12 protein-coding genes and 1 pseudogene are annotated in these 15,113 nt (G+C 51.6%); 10 read left to right on the forward strand and 3 right to left on the reverse strand.

What is annotated here, in order from left to right; all coding sequences use genetic code 11:
• Window positions 1–12: 12 nt before the first annotated feature.
• Window positions 13–1,008, reverse strand: coding sequence for a GntR family transcriptional regulator (locus J5278_RS25395; protein ID WP_209186106.1), 996 nt, complete (start codon window positions 1,006–1,008; stop codon window positions 13–15).
• Window positions 1,009–1,303: 295 nt separating this feature from the next.
• Between J5278_RS25395 and J5278_RS25400 the strand changes: the two genes are divergently transcribed.
• The 3 genes and pseudogenes from J5278_RS25400 to J5278_RS31720 all read left to right on the forward strand — a co-directional run.
• The gene (locus tag J5278_RS25400) at window positions 1,304–1,492 is read left to right on the forward strand and encodes a hypothetical protein (RefSeq protein WP_209186107.1); all 189 of its coding nucleotides are present in this window, start codon (window positions 1,304–1,306) and stop codon (window positions 1,490–1,492) included.
• A gap of 485 nt (window positions 1,493–1,977) precedes the next feature.
• Complete coding sequence (locus tag J5278_RS25405; RefSeq protein WP_142831091.1) at window positions 1,978–2,304, forward strand: helix-turn-helix transcriptional regulator; 327 nt, start codon at window positions 1,978–1,980, stop codon at window positions 2,302–2,304.
• Between the two features lie 136 nt (window positions 2,305–2,440).
• A pseudogene (locus tag J5278_RS31720) lies at window positions 2,441–2,605 on the forward strand (IS21 family transposase); the annotation flags it as partial.
• A 30-nt stretch (window positions 2,606–2,635) separates the two neighbouring features.
• On the opposite strand, the gene J5278_RS25410 reads toward J5278_RS31720, so the two are convergent.
• Entirely contained in the window at window positions 2,636–3,400 is a 765-nt protein-coding gene (locus J5278_RS25410) for a lytic transglycosylase domain-containing protein (RefSeq protein ID WP_244615416.1), read from the reverse strand.
• A 1,091-nt stretch (window positions 3,401–4,491) separates the two neighbouring features.
• On the opposite strand from J5278_RS25410, the gene J5278_RS25415 reads away from it, so the two are divergent.
• The 5 genes from J5278_RS25415 to J5278_RS25435 all read left to right on the forward strand — a co-directional run bounded on the left by J5278_RS25415 (window position 4,492) and on the right by J5278_RS25435 (window position 10,684).
• Window positions 4,492–5,700, forward strand: a complete 1,209-nt coding sequence (locus J5278_RS25415; protein WP_209186108.1) for a hypothetical protein — start codon at window positions 4,492–4,494, stop codon at window positions 5,698–5,700.
• Between the two features lie 115 nt (window positions 5,701–5,815).
• A complete protein-coding gene (locus tag J5278_RS25420) occupies window positions 5,816–6,904 on the forward strand; it encodes a glycosyltransferase (RefSeq protein ID WP_209186109.1) in 1,089 nt (362 codons plus the stop codon).
• A 905-nt stretch (window positions 6,905–7,809) separates the two neighbouring features.
• On the forward strand, window positions 7,810–8,730 hold the full coding sequence (locus J5278_RS25425; protein ID WP_209186110.1) for a DUF707 domain-containing protein: 921 nt from the start codon (window positions 7,810–7,812) through the stop codon (window positions 8,728–8,730).
• 99 nt (window positions 8,731–8,829) lie between these two features.
• On the forward strand, window positions 8,830–9,519 hold the full coding sequence (locus J5278_RS25430; protein WP_209186111.1) for a hypothetical protein: 690 nt from the start codon (window positions 8,830–8,832) through the stop codon (window positions 9,517–9,519).
• Window positions 9,520–9,655: 136 nt separating this feature from the next.
• Window positions 9,656–10,684: a glycosyltransferase family 2 protein gene (locus J5278_RS25435; RefSeq protein ID WP_209186112.1), complete on the forward strand. Its 1,029-nt coding sequence runs from the start codon at window positions 9,656–9,658 to the stop codon at window positions 10,682–10,684.
• 25 nt (window positions 10,685–10,709) lie between these two features.
• Here the strand turns inward: J5278_RS25435 and J5278_RS25440 are convergent, their stop codons facing one another.
• Window positions 10,710–12,167: an efflux transporter outer membrane subunit gene (locus J5278_RS25440; protein ID WP_209186113.1), complete on the reverse strand. Its 1,458-nt coding sequence runs from the start codon at window positions 12,165–12,167 to the stop codon at window positions 10,710–10,712.
• A 710-nt stretch (window positions 12,168–12,877) separates the two neighbouring features.
• On the opposite strand from J5278_RS25440, the gene J5278_RS25445 reads away from it, so the two are divergent.
• Both J5278_RS25445 and J5278_RS25450 read left to right on the forward strand, forming a co-directional pair.
• Window positions 12,878–14,035, forward strand: a complete 1,158-nt coding sequence (locus J5278_RS25445) for a glycosyltransferase (protein ID WP_257623445.1) — start codon at window positions 12,878–12,880, stop codon at window positions 14,033–14,035.
• Between the two features lie 254 nt (window positions 14,036–14,289).
• Window positions 14,290–15,093 carry a YdcF family protein gene (locus J5278_RS25450; protein ID WP_209186115.1) on the forward strand — a complete coding sequence of 268 codons (804 nt, stop codon included), beginning with the start codon at window positions 14,290–14,292 and terminating at the stop codon, window positions 15,091–15,093.
• The last annotated feature ends 20 nt before the right edge of the window (window positions 15,094–15,113 follow it).

Below are 15,113 nucleotides of genomic sequence, written 5' to 3' on the forward strand. Positions count from 1 at the left end.
CCAGCGAATAGATCAAACGATGAAGCTGCAATCGTCCGGCTGACAAGTTTGCCGCACGGTCGCGGCTCGCTCGACAACCTTAGATTTGGACCCGTGGATATGGCTGCGCATGGCCAGCATCAGCCCATCCTTGTCGCGACGGCGCATCATGCGGAAAACGGTGATATGCTCGGCCAGAAAGGGTTCGTATTCTGGCATCTCCATCTGGATACCGAGCACGTGCTTGCTCAGCGTGAGAATGCAGTGGGTGCGCTGCAGGATACTGAGAAGCTCCTTGTTCGGGCAGGGCTGGATGCTGCGAACATGCAAATCCAGTTCAAGATCATACATAATCGCGGACGAAACATTGGGATAGGTCTCGAGCGTCTGCGAAAGGCGCGTTAGCATCCTGTCGATATGATCGTCCGGCACCGCATCCATGGCGCGTGCAAGCGCCAATGGCTCGACTTGCTCGCGGACTTCGTAAAGATCGGTGATGCGGCGGCTGTCCAGGGGAACAATAGACCAACGGAAGCTGTCATCCTTTTCCGTGATACCCAGGGTTTCCAGTTTGAGAAGCACATCTCGAGCGACGGTGCGACCGACCCCGTAGCAACGGGCCAGCTCCAACTCGTTGATACGAAAACGCCCGAAAAAAGATCGGTGGACAACGATTCGCTCCACATCCTCGTAAAGTGCCTGCCACGCAAACAAAGGCCTGTCCTGCGCATCAACGAGGTGTCCGAGGCTTTCCGAGATATTGACGCGCTTTATCTTGGTTCCAGCCGGGCCGACGACAAAACCGCGGCCTTCGAAGCGGTTAATCAGGCCATCTGCTGCAAGGAGCCTTAGAGCTTGGCGGACAGGAGCTCGGCTGCTGCCCAGAAGTTCGGCGAGAGGGCCTTCCAGCAAGACGGTACCAGTGGAGACGCGTCCGCCTAAGATGTCATCTTTCAATTGGTTGTAAAGTTCCTCGTAAAGGCTCCGCTTGCGCATGGCGTTGACGGGTTCAAGATCTGAAACGGTCATTCCGGCCGAGATCCTCCTTCCCTCGTTCTTTTAACGTCAGATGAAAAGACGGCAAATACTCGAGATCGACAGAGCGATAATCAATGAGAATTTTTAGCAGTCTACGCATTTCTTCCAAGAGGAGCAATAAATTCCAAATTGTTAGATCAAGGAACCGATAACAGCGGCGAAGTAAGAAGACCGCCGAGAGTCCAGTGGTAGACAAGGCGTGTGAGTTTTCCGGCATCAGACTTCAAAAAACACCTGCTCACTATTTGATGTCCAGTCCTGATCAACGCCCGCCGAGCGCCGCCAGATGCAGATCGCCGGATCGAAAACGCTCAGCGCATTCCTGAGGACGAGCGCGGAGCTGATGCTTGCGACGTTTCGGGATATCCGGGCGGAGGGTGCGGCTGACGGTGTGGAGTTTGACGTCGATGCGCGTCGTGTCGATCGTATCCGCCAGCGACGCCTTTGCCTGCCGCAGGTCGTTCTGCTCCTGTAGAGATTCGACTTCGGCGATCAGATCTCCTTCCTTGACTTCTTCTCCAAGCGAGGCGTGGACGGCCTATAATTACCCCGTGACCTGTGCACCAACCTTTGCCGATCGGGACGGTTCCAGAATGCCGTTGGCGTTGACTGTTTCGGTAAGCGCTCCAGGAGAGCACCAACTCTGACAGCTCGATTGACATCCCGATCGCTGAAGACCATTTGATTAGCAATGCATGAGTCTCTGGACGCAGTTCCTTCACCACAAGGCCGCCGCACGGATTATCGAGGCGGCGCAAGTCTCATTCGATTGAATAGACGTAAATTAATTCACGCGAGGCATGTGAAAACTCTCACTTCTTAAAGTGGAGTTTAATGTAAGATTTATAATGTTTGCGTCGCGTCAGGTTGGTGATCCTTGCGCGTTTCGCGCGGGGAAAGCAACAATCATGAGATTGGCTGCCTGCAGATTAGGATTGGATAGGATAGGATAGGATGTCTATGGCTACGAGACGATACCAATCTGTTTTGAACATCCAGGAGGCCGCCGCGCTTCTCGATGCTATGGCGAACGCCAACAGACTCCATATTCTCGATATACTTTGCCGAACCGAGATGTCTGTGGGGCATCTCGCCAAAACCATCGGCCTCAGCCAGTCTGTTCTGTCACAACATCTCGCAAAGCTTCGGAGCGCCAATCTCGTCCAGAGGCGCCGTGATGCGCGAAATGTCTATTACTCATGCAATTCTGAGCCGGTCTTAAAAATTCTCGACATACTTGCCGAGGTCTTCGACGACGACATTAACGAAGCTCGCCGCATCGCCTAAGAGGCTGCGGACCCTGAAGCAGTTCGACGCCGAACTGACGAGCCTTGGTTATGAAGGCCAGTACAATCCAGTGCAGCGTTCGCTTGCAAGTGGAGCGCCGCTTTGCAGATCGAGCTGCAGGCGATTGGCTGGAACGTTCGCGCCTGGCGAAGCATTTCAGTTCGTTTTGTCGGAGGACTGGGCGATCATTGGAAGCGAGCGAACAGAGCTGCAGGTGGCGCATGCCAACCTTGGCTATTCCAGAGCGTTGGTCGCCCGGTCATATCCCGTGCAAACGCACGAGATGCTGTTCGTTGCGCACGCTAGCTCAGGATTTCTACGCGTTCATGCATTAAAAGTTCTTGAACACCAAACATGGAAAACCGGCGCGCTCCACAATTTTGCAGGCGTCTTCCGCATCTCTACGCTGCGTCCTTCCTATTCGAGCAGAATAGCGCGGTTTATATCCAAAATCCCGATCTATCTTGCGCAGAATCAAAGGTGCCTCCGTGTTTAAAGGGGCCGGCAACCTGGCAGAGATCCGTGTAAATAACGCCCGCGCAGTCACACTATTTGGTGCTGCTGCCAATTGTGCTCCCCACGGCATCCAAACACCTTCAGATTGATCTGCTGGCTCCACGAGACGTCGTGTGGCAGCAAGCGCGACGCAGGCATCCATGAACGCGCGGTGTTCGTCAAGTGGCGGAAGGATCAGGTCGCTCGGCGAGCGCCTCCACTCGTCTGCGGTGTGCCCCGTGATCCCAAAAACATAGTTCCTGGATTCCAACGGTAAGCCTCCGACAAGCAGGAATGTCGAAACACGCTGCTCTCCAGCATTATAGGCTGCAGCTGCGAGTCCAAGATTACCGAAGCGGGTCCGAAGCTTCATCAAATATTGGGATGAAGCCCGGAGGGCCTCCAACACATCAAAGCTGTCCTTCAGACCACGAAGCGCTGCGGTAGCCGGCATGAACTGCGCTATGCCCTGAGCACCCTTTGGGCTGATTGCTTCCGCCCTAAAACGGCTTTCGCGCCATATTAGACGTGCAAAGAAGTCAGGCGGTAGCTGGCTTCTCGTCGCAAAGGTTTCCATCGCGCTGCAAATGTCGCGGTTCAAGCTTCCGGCATGAATGCAAAGTACCCGACCTGGGGCGTCAACCATCGAATAAAGACAAGCCGGGCTAGCTCTACCTCCCCACGCAGCGACTGTAGATAACTGAATGAAAAGGCAGATGGTAAGGGTTACGAGACCGGCTGGGGCGATGCACCTTATCAAGGGAAGCTCCCCGAACCTTGCACCGCTTTTCGAAGGTGGATCTGCGGTTGAAACCTAGGCCTTATCTCACTGCCACAGTCGACGCATTCGCGAAATAATGCAAAGGGAAAATACGACGTAAGCGTCTAGAAGGCTCTCACCGCGCTAGCTTTTTCTTTCCCTAAATGGGACAACGGAACTCGCGCTTGACGCCTGTCAGTCTGATAGATGACTGGTTCTATGGGGCTTCCTGAAGGGCAGAACATTGCTCTCCTCGAAGTCGTCAACCAATGGTGCCAGTCTCGGCGCAAAAACCGCTAGCAGAACAAACATCGACGACGCTGCGGCGGGAATACAAAGTAGTGCGATCATCGCTAACCCTAAAAGTGTTCTACAACACGGAAGAGCAGACCGTACGTCTTGAACCTTGCGCCAAGCCGCACGAGGAGACATCTTGTGCGATGTCTGCTCGATCGACGTCCCATAAAAGGCGACGGCATTGAAAATGCCAACAGTATGAGATCTGGCATGCCCCTCGTGCAGAACGAAACTCCATCTCGCTACGTCCTCCAAGAGCTGCGAGAGTAAGCACCTATTGCGGCCCACAGAGATCGCGTCGTTCTGCGCGGCGCGCGGACACCGTCCCTGTCAGAGATTGGCCGACCACCCGCCGCTCGCATCATCTGGCAAAAGCAAATATTTCCGATAGAAGAGAGTATTGGGTTTCGATGGGGTGGCTGGAAGATATCTCGGCCAGAAAACAGGCATCACTTGACATTTCGCAATATTTTTGGAGTAAAGTTATTCCGGTATGGTTGACTCCATGAGTAATTAATCTTACCCGATTAAAATAATGACACTGACATGCTTATGTGTAGCCAAAACTAGTTCCCAGTGAACGCGGCTAAAAATGTCTGAAAAGCTATCCATCTGTTTTTATGCAGGAATGTGTTGTGGATGAATTGACGCAGGAGTTGTATATCGCGTCGCGCAAATTGCAGGAAAGCCCAGTGGCAATCCGGGTTTTTGCGTTTACACAGGGAGCCACCAGTTGGGACGCATTCGCTCAAAGATGCGAAGCGTCTTTCCGTTGCGCCTTTCATGCATCCCGGATGTGGCAGATTGACTACAACCCGTTGATGAGACTGGTGCGGCTGGACATTATATTGTGTACCGCCGATGATCAGGTGAAAATCGGTCAATGTGCGGTCGGAATTCGTAAGAGCGACCATGTGTTCTGCGATGCCATTCAGGTGCTCCCGGACTATCGGCATCTTTGGTCGTTGTCGATGCGGGCGGTGCTTAGCCATCTGGGAGATGGATACTATCGCTATGGATCTGACTGGTGTCTGGATAAATGCCGATCTGCGGAGCTCCACGCGCTCCCTGGAGTGTCCGTCATATCGACAGCGGCAGTCGATATGATTGCGATTGATTTCAAGCGGTGGGAGAGTTTTGATGCTTTTTACAAGGAGGTCAGCAAAAATGCCCGGCGAAATGTCCAGAAAGCCGAACGGTCCTATCCAGGCCTTGATTTTGCAATCCGCCGCCAATGGCAGATTTTCTGGGACCTCGTTCCACTTGAGCTTTCTAGGCTTCGCCTTTTTAAAAAAAAGCGTATTTTGACGTCACGAGCAAGCCTGGTCATTCGGTCGTTGAGCCGGGTCCTTACCACCTCAAAGTTTAGCTTCACCGCCCGGAACGTCAGCGGTGACAAGACGCTGGCTCGCTTTATGGGCATTACGTTTGGACCGATCATGTTCTTCATGGAGGCCGCAGCGGCAGAGGATCACGGCGGTGGTGCCGCGTCGCACCTTCTAAAGTGCATGATAGAAACAGCTTACATGCAGACGACTGGTCGCGGCATGTTCGTGTTTGGACCTGACAATCACGAAAACGATGCGGACCCCGTGTGGCAGGGACTTGCGCGTTCGAGGCTGCAATGGCAAGCCAAGTCGTATCCGATCTCGGTCGTTCAGTGTCTGTTCAAGAATGGCGTTACGGATGCGGGGTTGAGTGAAGGGCGGCAATCAGATTCTTTGTATTTTGCGACAAAAACGGAGATATTGAATTGGCCTGGACACCCTTCACCCTGCGTCATCATGACAGAGGCCGCATGCGGTAAGGCTTGCTGGTTATCTGCTTTCCTTCGTGGATTATAAGAAGGTATACAAAATCACTACCTTAAGCTTATATCTTGCAAGGGAGTAGCAATTGAAAGATTGCCGACGGTGCTGCCCTCAGAATGGTGCCGGATTACTAGGGGGGTATCGGAAAATGCGCATTCTTCATTTGGCCAATCATTGTCATCATGGACATGGAAACGTTCACCTTGCTGTTGATCTAGCCTGCATTCAGGCGGCGAGTGGTGACTTTGTGGGCTACGCAAGCCATGGGGGCGAGTACGAACAGGGTCTAAGCGCGATGGGGGCGCATCATATTAAACTTATGCAGCGCGGCAAAAATCCATTTAAATTGGCGGCTTCGCTTGTTTCTCTTTCGCTTCTGGTAAGGCGGAGTAAGTATGACATTGTCCATGCGCACATGATGGCCGGCGCGATCTTTGGTTATTTCGCGACTAGATTTTCAAACGCTAGGCTGGTCACGACCGTTCACAATTCCTTCGACAAACATTCGTCGATCATGAAACTTGGCGATAGGATCGTTGCGGTCAGCAATTCAGATACGGCCCGCCTTCGTGAAATGGGCTTCAAGAAAAGTAAGGTTGATGTGGTACTAAACGCAACACTGGGCGGCTTCAGGACAAGCCTTCTACCGGATAAGGCCGTATTCGAAAAACCGCCAGGAATACTGATAACGACGGTATGCGGCCTTCATGCGCGAAAAGGTGTGAACTTTCTAATCAGCGCTTTCGCTGTGTTGGCGGCGAAATATGACATCACACTTTGCGTTGTGGGCGATGGTCCCGACAAAGACGAGTTAGAAAGGCAAGCTGAAAATCTTGGGCTAAGCGGTCGCGTTAGATTTTTGGGTCAGATCAACAATCCAACCACCGTGCTAGCTAAAACGGATATATTTGTGCTGGCGTCCCTTGCTGAACCATTAGGGCTCGTAAATATCGAAGCCCGTAGCGCTGGATGCGCAATCGTTGCGACAGAGGTCGGAGGTATTCCCGAAGCTCTCGATGAAGGGCGGGCCGGGTTTCTGGTTCGGCCAGGCGATCCAAAAGATCTGACGGAAAAATTGGAAATCCTTTTGAGAGACCCTGAGTTGCTGTCGCAGATGAAAGGGCGCGCCTCATCGAATTTGGATCGGTTTTCCATAACCAACCTATATTTAAACTATAGCGCGGTCTATGGCAGAGCCCGCACGCGCTCAACAGGTTCTTTGGGCACTTTGCGATAACAATATGAGGCTTCGAGAAAGCAGCATAGCCATCGTCCCGATCACTCAAACCTCCACCGAGGTGGTCGATGCTGCCGGGATGGCGATGGATCTCTGCGTTACCGCTCATGATCGCGACGGATGCACCCTCCTGCGCCCCAGCCCAATCTTGAATAGACACGCACTTCTCGGTCGAGAGCCAAGCCCAGGAAAATGCCCGATGGCTGCAAAGCTCGCCTGAAGATGGGCTGCGTCGACAACCGTCGAACTGCCGAGCGTTGTGAAGGAGCGCGCTCGCAAACTGCACCCGGCAACGGAATTAAATTCTGTAAAAGTGCATTACCAAGTCTACTCTATAGCGATTTAAACCGACTTTGCATTCCCGCCAATGGAATAAAACAAGTAAGCGCCCCTGAGGTACAGGGGCCCCAAAAAAGCAAGCTTCCAGCTAGGCCATAAAAATACAAACTGAAATAAAGGAAAAAGAAGGTACAGGATGCAATACACGTTCTCATTATGATCGCGCCAGGGTCTCCACCACACCTGCTAATGAGGTCGTCAGTCTGCATCTCTGAGTAATTGTGCATTTTCATAAGGCTGTCTATTCTGCGTTGCTTGGGATTTCTGTCTTGAATGCTCAACTTTCCGCAATTGCAGGACTTACGCTTCTAAATGAATTGGTGGAGTTCGCCATTTCATCAGATAAGCGTTTATAGTTGGGTTTGTGACCGCTATCGCTGCTCTATCCGAACAACAAAAGCGCAACGTAAGCTTCCTTTTACGATTATTCCTGTCCATCGTGTAGACTAATATACGAGGGAGAGTGAATTATGTCTATTTTAATCGGAAATTAAGATTGAAATATTAAAACTGTGCGATAGTGTGATCTCCAACGTTGTGCCAATATTATTCGGTCGGAGGTTTGCGTGGCTCCTGTATTGGCACCCACATTGGCGGTAGTGCGCTGCGGAGACCAAAGTCTTCATGGCAGTTGGTGCGGAGAAGGACGGCAGTTCGATGTGGCGGTAAGTTACTTCGGATCGGACGAAACAAAGCTATTTCCTGAAGCAAATTACGTGCATCGCGGCAAGGGCGGGAAGTGGGACGGGATCTATGGCTTTTTTAAAGAGCATCCTGAGACGCTGACAAATTATGAGTACTTCTGGTTTCCAGACGACGATATCAGGGCCACGACCAGTGATGTAAATAGACTGTTCGCTGCGGGTCGGAGTCATGGCCTCTTGGTGTATCAGCCGTCTTTGGATCGCAATTCCTATTATTCTCATCTGATCACGCTTCAGCATCCGAGCTTTGACCTGCGGTATAGCAACTTCGTTGAGATTATGGTGCCGGTGCTCAGTCGAGCGATTTTGGCAGAGACCCTGGAAAGTCTAAAGGATTCCAAGAGCGGTTTCGGAATGGATTTCGTTTGGCCAAAACTGGCGGTTGAACTCAGCGGAAAGCTCGAATCTGTTGCTATTCTTGACAGCGTGACCGTCTGCCATACACGTCCTGTTGGCGGAAAGTTGCACCAGCTCATCAAAAAGGTCGGGGGCAACACCGCAAACGATGATCTGGTCTCCACCCTCGGGCGGACACGCATGAAGCGTGACTCGTTGATCAATGGCGTCGCCGTGCCTCGCATACGTGTCTTATCTGGTGTGGATATCAGCGGAGTTCATCTGTCTGGTCCACGACTTTCGATGCGAATTGCGGGCGATCTCATCGGACGGTACCGCAACGCGGTCCAACCCGTCTATCTGACGGCAGCCGTCAGGCACGCGTTGAAGTCGCTTACCTTGCCGATCGCCGCGCCAGGTCAGCCGATGGCATCTGAACCGTCATGATGCGCAAATGGTCAAGGAAAGACCGAGCTTCTGACGCTGTAACAGTCCTCGACACCTTCGGCGGTTATCGTGGCGTGGCTTCACTGAAAAGGACAGGCAATGGCCATAATCCGTCCTAGCAGATCGATAACCCTGAGCACTGCCGTCTTTGAACAAAATGATCCAGTTTTGGTAGGGGCCACGCACCCCGGTGAGATCGTCATTTATTGCGGTTCCTATAGAGAACTATGGCGATCTGTGATTGTGTGCGCGGTGCTCGTCGCCTTTTACACAGCCAATATTTCGGCTCAGCAGCGTGGTTTTTTTCGCGAGAGCGATATGCTAAACCATTGGGTGACAGGTCTATTTTGTGTGTTCCTCAGCATCCTGGGGTGGTCTGTGGGCAAACGAAATCCGTGGAAGCCACTCTTCACAGTGAGGACCGACGGTATCGTCTACCACCGTTTCTCCGGTCAGATTATTTATTGGTCGTCAATCAAGCAGGTCACGCTGCGCGCAGCAGGGGTCGCCTCACAGGCCTCCATGATCGACATCCTCATTAAAGATGAGGCTGACCCGATCCTTGTGCGAAGAGCGACTGTGAAAAGCGCGTTGTTTTCTCATGTGCCGGGAAAGCCGAATATAAGTATTCCAGACCAGCCGATAGGTGGTTTGCCTTGCACGGATTTGAAAAGCGTGTTGCTTCGGGCACACTATCAGCATTCGCATCCACAGGTCGACGCCACCAATGTCGTATCGCTTTGCGCGTTTCGATCGAAGAAAAGCCAACTGAAATCTCTGCCGGAGTAAGCCACGTGTCCATCATCGTTCGAGTTGCATTTCGTTTCTGTTCACATCGTGGTCCGCTGCGACGTCTCGATCATGGCATAGGTGCTCAGCGACAGCGTGGCCATCGTGGTTAGTTTGTGTGCCTGGAGTGAGATCAATGATCGTCGACGGCAAGCCGCGTTTTAGTGTCATTATTACCTGCTACAACTATAAAGATTATGTGGCCATTGCTATCGAGAGTGTCCTCAATCAGCCGATTGCTGATTTTGAGCTCATTGTGGTCAATGACGGATCGACCGACACATCGTGGAGTGTCATCAGCCGCTATTCAGACAGAATAATAGGAATTAATACCGAAAACCGCGGCTTTATTTCCGCGTGCCTGACCGGTCTCGCGGCGTCCCGAGGTCAATACGTCCTCTTCCTTGATGCCGACGATATCTTGGACGAAAAAGCTCTTCTGACTGTGTCCCCTTATCTGGAGCCCGATGTCACGAAAATTCAGTACATGCTGCAGCCCATAGATGCACAGGGACAAGAGATAGGGGACGCCTTCCCGCGTTTGACTCCCGATTACGACAATCAAAAGATGATCGAGAGTATCAATCGTCACGGATATTATCCTACGCCGCCAACCTCGGGCAATATTTACCGTCGCGATGTGTACCTGACGATTGGCGCCATCGACTACGATTTCGGAATTGATGGCATTGCTTATTTAGCAGCCCCTTTCAAGGGCCGGGTGGTGCACATTGATCAAGCTCTGGGAAAATACAGGATCCACAATAACAATATGTCTGGGTTTGGTTCAAGTTCTCACCTCGGGATGGAGAAGACGATGCGGGTATTTCGATTGCGCCTTGCACATCTTGAAAGGCTGAGCAGGGACGGAAAACTCTTGGACGGCGCGATGTTTGAGATGAAGCCTGATTATTTGTATCTGGTGGAGCATGAGGTTTTTGCGCAAATCCTCAAGGGACAACGTATCGATCTCCCCCTAATTCGTCGGTATTGTCAGCAGATTGCGCAATCATTTTCGAGCGTCGAGACCCTGTCTCGATATTTGGTCGCCGTAGTGTTATTTCTGTTGCCCAACAGTGCTGCGCGAGCCATTGTTGAGTTCAGGATAAATCCTAAAAAAAATTCGCCGCTACGCACGATGATCAAACGGCTGTTTCGGCGATGATCCCTGTTTTTACAGGCAACTTCGACTACTCGTTAGAAACGCCGAGTTTTGCAACATGCTTTTCGGCTGCGGGACGCGACTGACCCTTGCTATCCGTCTGTAAGATAAACCCGGCGCCAATGGCGACATTTAAAGCTGCGTAGTCGGTTGCAAGTTGCTGGACTGCAGCAGCCAGATTTTGCTGGGCATTGGTAACGGAGCGTTGTGCGTCAAGAACATCTAGTAATGAGGAAGCTCCGTCCTTATAGCTTGCCGTCGACAGCGATACAGCGTCGCGATAAGACCTAACCTGGGCACGCAGTGCTGCTATTGTTTGCGGGTCGCGGTTGACGGCCACCAAACCATTTTCGACTTCTTCGACGGCGGTAAGCACAGTTCCTTTCCATGTCAGGTAGGCAACCTTGGCGTTGGATTCGGCGATTTTTACGTTTGCCCGCAGCAGGCCACCATCGAGAATTGGCAGGTTTAAGGCCGGGCCGAAAGACCAGGTGGTCAAGCCTCCGCCGCGACCGGCCGTATGGATGTAAGAGGGGGAGATACTGCCATTGAGTGTGATGCTAGGTAGCAGCTGGGCTTGAGCGATTCCTATCTGTGCGACAGCGGCGGCGAGTTGTCTTTCATCACGACGTACATCCGGACGATTGCGGATCAAATCCGCTGGGACACCCGCAGAGACGCCACCTTTGTATACTGGCTGCGTTTCGCCGCGTTTCATCAGCTCAAGAATTTCGGCTGCTGGCGCGTCAAGCAAGGCCGCGATGTGGTGAACCTCGCGGCGATAGTTTACTTCCAAACCGGGAACTTCCGAAAGTGTCGAGTTGACCAGTCCCTCCGCCTGAACAACATCCAACCTCGAAGCAGCGCCGGCAGTGAGCTGGAACTTTGTAAGGTTAAGCGTGTCTCGTCGAGATTTTAGGTTTTCCCGGGCGATCGAAATACGAATCTGATAGTAGCGCGCATTTATGTATCCGGTGACCACGTCCTGCACGTAAGCCAGGCGGGCGACATCGACAGTCGCAAAGGCAGCATCGAGCGAGTCCAACGCCCCCTCACGGGCTCGACGGTACTGCCCAAAGAAATCGAGTAGCCATGAAGACGTTGCTCCCCCGCGAGACGTACTGGTGCTGCTCGCCGCTGTGCGGAGATTTCCCGTTTCACCGCTTATGGTTTGGTCCGCGCCAACTGCGATGTTTGGCAACCCACCAGATCCAGCGACGACGACATCACCTTGGGCTGCGTTGATCGCCTCAATCGCAGATAGAATGGTAATATTCTGAGAGAGTCCCCTGGCGACAAGCGCCTCCAGTGTCTCGTCGCTATAGGCGCGCCACCATTCCCTGGAGACGATACCATCAGAAGATCCGGCGCTCGGCTCTGAAAAAGTGGCCGGCAAAGGCATGATTGGCGGCTTATAATCAGGGCCACTGACGCAGCCCGAAAGAACCAGGAGGATGGCAGGAGCGCACCTTGAAATAAAAACCACGCCAGATCCCCCAAAAGCTTGTTTCAGCGAGGAGATCGCACCGTTCTGGTTATCACCACCTGAATCGTGTTGCTGCGCCTCGAATCGAAATTCACAAAACCATTCGCTCCGTCGATGAAGCCATTAATGGGTTAATAAAACGTATCATTCAAGTATGGAATCACAGAATGAAAGTTGTAATTCAAAAAAACCTTTGACGGAATTACACAGTCGTAGCTGTATATAGCATATGGTGAGTACAGATAGTCTAGAAGATGGAATCTAGCCCTATTTCTAAACATGAGATATTTTGAATATTGTAAATCGTGTTGCGGGCATGCATAAAAGCGGAAGGCGCTGCAAGCTGCGTTTCGCATATACCCATGGTGCACGCGTTACAAAACGGTAAGCTGGACGATATTTTATGCCAATGATTTCTCGTGGTGTGACCGAAGACGGCGCTTAAACTGTCATGAGCAGGTCACGGACACCATTATTCGCACCCCGCCTCTTTGGAATTTGATCAGTCATATTTCGCAGTCATTCTGTTTCGAATGAAATAAGAATTCAATTGCCCGTTGATTTGCACTAGGGGTAGATAAGATAATAGCTCTGGAACTTGCGGAGGCACTCCTCCTCAAGGTGCTGAGTTAGACGTTATTTTGTGAAAAATGGCCTGAAAGAACATTCTATTACGGTATTTTATCTTTAGGCGGAGTTTTATGTCGCTAATGTCGTCAATCGTCGCAGATAAGAAAATAAAAATATTATATATACAACAAAATACTAAATCATTTGCCGGCGTGGAACACGTTGTGGATACAGTTTGCTCTGAGATTAGTCGCAAGTTTGGTGCTTCGATCGAATTGGATGTCCTCTACACATCCAAGCACAAGAATAGACCGAAATCCCGTCCCGCTTATAATGAGATCACCCGCATCAGTCGAAATACTCTTCATATGATGAAAATTTGCCGGCGCACCGTGGCATGCAAGGACTACCAGCTCGTCGTCGTGCCTCAGATAGAACCTGCAGTTCTAGTGATGATCGCGTGTCTTGGTATCCCTCAACGTATCGCCGTCTATTTGCATGGAAATCCGCATAGGGAATGCAGTCACTGGAAGGCGAAGGTGTTATTCTTCCTCATGAAGTTCTATTTTTTGCAGCACGTGTCCGACGTTTTTGGAACTTCGCCGCGGCAGCTGGAAAGCTTTAGAAAGATGTTTGGCAGTGAGGTGCGCCAGACCTGGCTGCCAAATCCCGTCAGACGGTTCGACGATCAATCGAATTGTGCCATCGATCAGGACTTTGTGACCTTCGTCAATGTGGGGCGCTTTACCCACCAGAAGGGGCAGGATATTCTGATATCTGCATTCTCGGAGTTGGCAAGAATACGAAAAAACGTAAGGCTGAGGATCGTCGGATACGGAGAAGACGAGGCCGCCTTGCGCCAGCAAGTTTTGCAACTGAACATGCAATCTGTGATTACTTTTGACAATCTTCCAGACAATCCAGCTCCCGCGTTGTCAGCGAGCGATGTTTTTGTTTCAACATCGCGCTGGGAAGGATGGTCGTTGGCGATTTGCGAAGCTCTGCGATTTGGCATGCCGGTGGTCTCCACTGATTGTCAGTTCGGTCCTAGCGACATCCTCACCGACGAAAAGCTGGGACGCCTGGTTCAGGCTGATAAGATTGAACAACTGGTGGCCGCTATGGCTTATTACGTCGACAATCTCCGCTATGAGAAAACGTATTCAGATTATCGGAAAGCTTATGTTTCTCGCTTTGACGTCGATCAGATCGTTGATGTCCATGCAGCGGCGATACTGACAGCCGCGGGCAGGGCACCAGTGAAAATGGGAGACGTACCGGCGTTCGAGGCTCGGTGATCGGTTAGAAAGTGTGAAAGCCGGTGGCGCAGGTTTGGCCGTCCCTCGAACCAATCGGCAGAGCAAGGCTATCGAGCCCTCTAGCCGGCCATCACATGAAACCGGTGAGAACCGATAATGAGGTAGCTAAGACGGTTGGCTGACCGTAGTCCAATCGTTGACGGGGACTTTGACATTGGCAAGTCAATTCACGGTGGGAACGTCGTCCGAACGCTCCGACTTCCAGGAAATCTAATCCTTTTTAGGCGAACAAAATGTTCATTATTTCAAAAGTCATTTGGATACTTCTGCAACCTTTTTCTCTTTCTCTCATTTTTTGCGTCTTCGCACTTGTTGCCATCTGGTTCCGCAGACGGCGGCTCAGCTTGTTGCTTGTCCTGGTGCCGGCTTCCATTCTTCTTGTCGCTTTGTTCACAACGACCGGGGTTGTCATGGTTGAAGCTTTGGAGGATCGCTTTCCGCGCCCTTCTGCTGATCCACTCGATGTTCAGTGCGCCATCATATTGGGGGGTGGTTTTACCAACGACGTTGATACAGTCCGAGGGGGATACGAAATGACGGATGCGGGAGACCGGTTTGTGGAAGCACTCCGACTGGCCAACAAGTTTTCTGCTATGCGCATTATCGTATCAGGAGGGGACGGTTTTATTACCGGCGGTTACCTGGGAGATGGAATTATCGCCGAGAGGATGTTCACTGTCTTTGGAATCAAACATGACAGGCTACTGCAAGACAGCACATCCCGCACGACCTTCGAGAACGCCATCAATACCAAGAAACTCCTCGATGCCAATGGTTTGTCCCACTGCCTTCTCGTTACCTCTGGCTTCCATATGCCGCGGTCTGTTGGTATATTCCGTAAACTGGGTATCGATGTGATACCATGGGTTACCGATTATCGCACAATTGGAACGGAGAGCTTGCGATTTGACATATCTCAGCCGGAGGCAAACGCATCACTCCTTGGCGTCGCTGCGAAGGAATGGATAGGCATGGTTGGCTATTATATGACTGGTCGAACCTCTTCGCTCTACCCAGGCCCTAGTCAAAATCAGTAAGAGCGGCACCACACCAACAA

It is taken from the genome of Rhizobium sp. B21/90 (assembly GCF_019355815.1).
GTDB lineage: Bacteria > Pseudomonadota > Alphaproteobacteria > Rhizobiales > Rhizobiaceae > Rhizobium > Rhizobium rhododendri.

What these genes read in the sequence shown, in the direction of transcription:
- J5278_RS25395 (WP_209186106.1), bottom strand. Translation starts at nt 1,008, where the DNA reads ATGACCGTTTCAGATCTTGAACCCGTCAACGCCATGCGCAAGCGGAGC.
- J5278_RS25400 (WP_209186107.1), top strand. Translation starts at nt 1,304, where the DNA reads ATGCAGATCGCCGGATCGAAAACGCTCAGCGCATTCCTGAGGACGAGC.
- J5278_RS25405 (WP_142831091.1), top strand. Translation starts at nt 1,978, where the DNA reads ATGGCTACGAGACGATACCAATCTGTTTTGAACATCCAGGAGGCCGCC.
- J5278_RS25420 (WP_209186109.1), top strand. Translation starts at nt 5,816, where the DNA reads ATGCGCATTCTTCATTTGGCCAATCATTGTCATCATGGACATGGAAAC.
- J5278_RS25430 (WP_209186111.1), top strand. Translation starts at nt 8,830, where the DNA reads ATGGCCATAATCCGTCCTAGCAGATCGATAACCCTGAGCACTGCCGTC.
- J5278_RS25435 (WP_209186112.1), top strand. Translation starts at nt 9,656, where the DNA reads ATGATCGTCGACGGCAAGCCGCGTTTTAGTGTCATTATTACCTGCTAC.
- J5278_RS25445 (WP_257623445.1), top strand. Translation starts at nt 12,878, where the DNA reads ATGTCGTCAATCGTCGCAGATAAGAAAATAAAAATATTATATATACAA.
- J5278_RS25450 (WP_209186115.1), top strand. Translation starts at nt 14,290, where the DNA reads ATGTTCATTATTTCAAAAGTCATTTGGATACTTCTGCAACCTTTTTCT.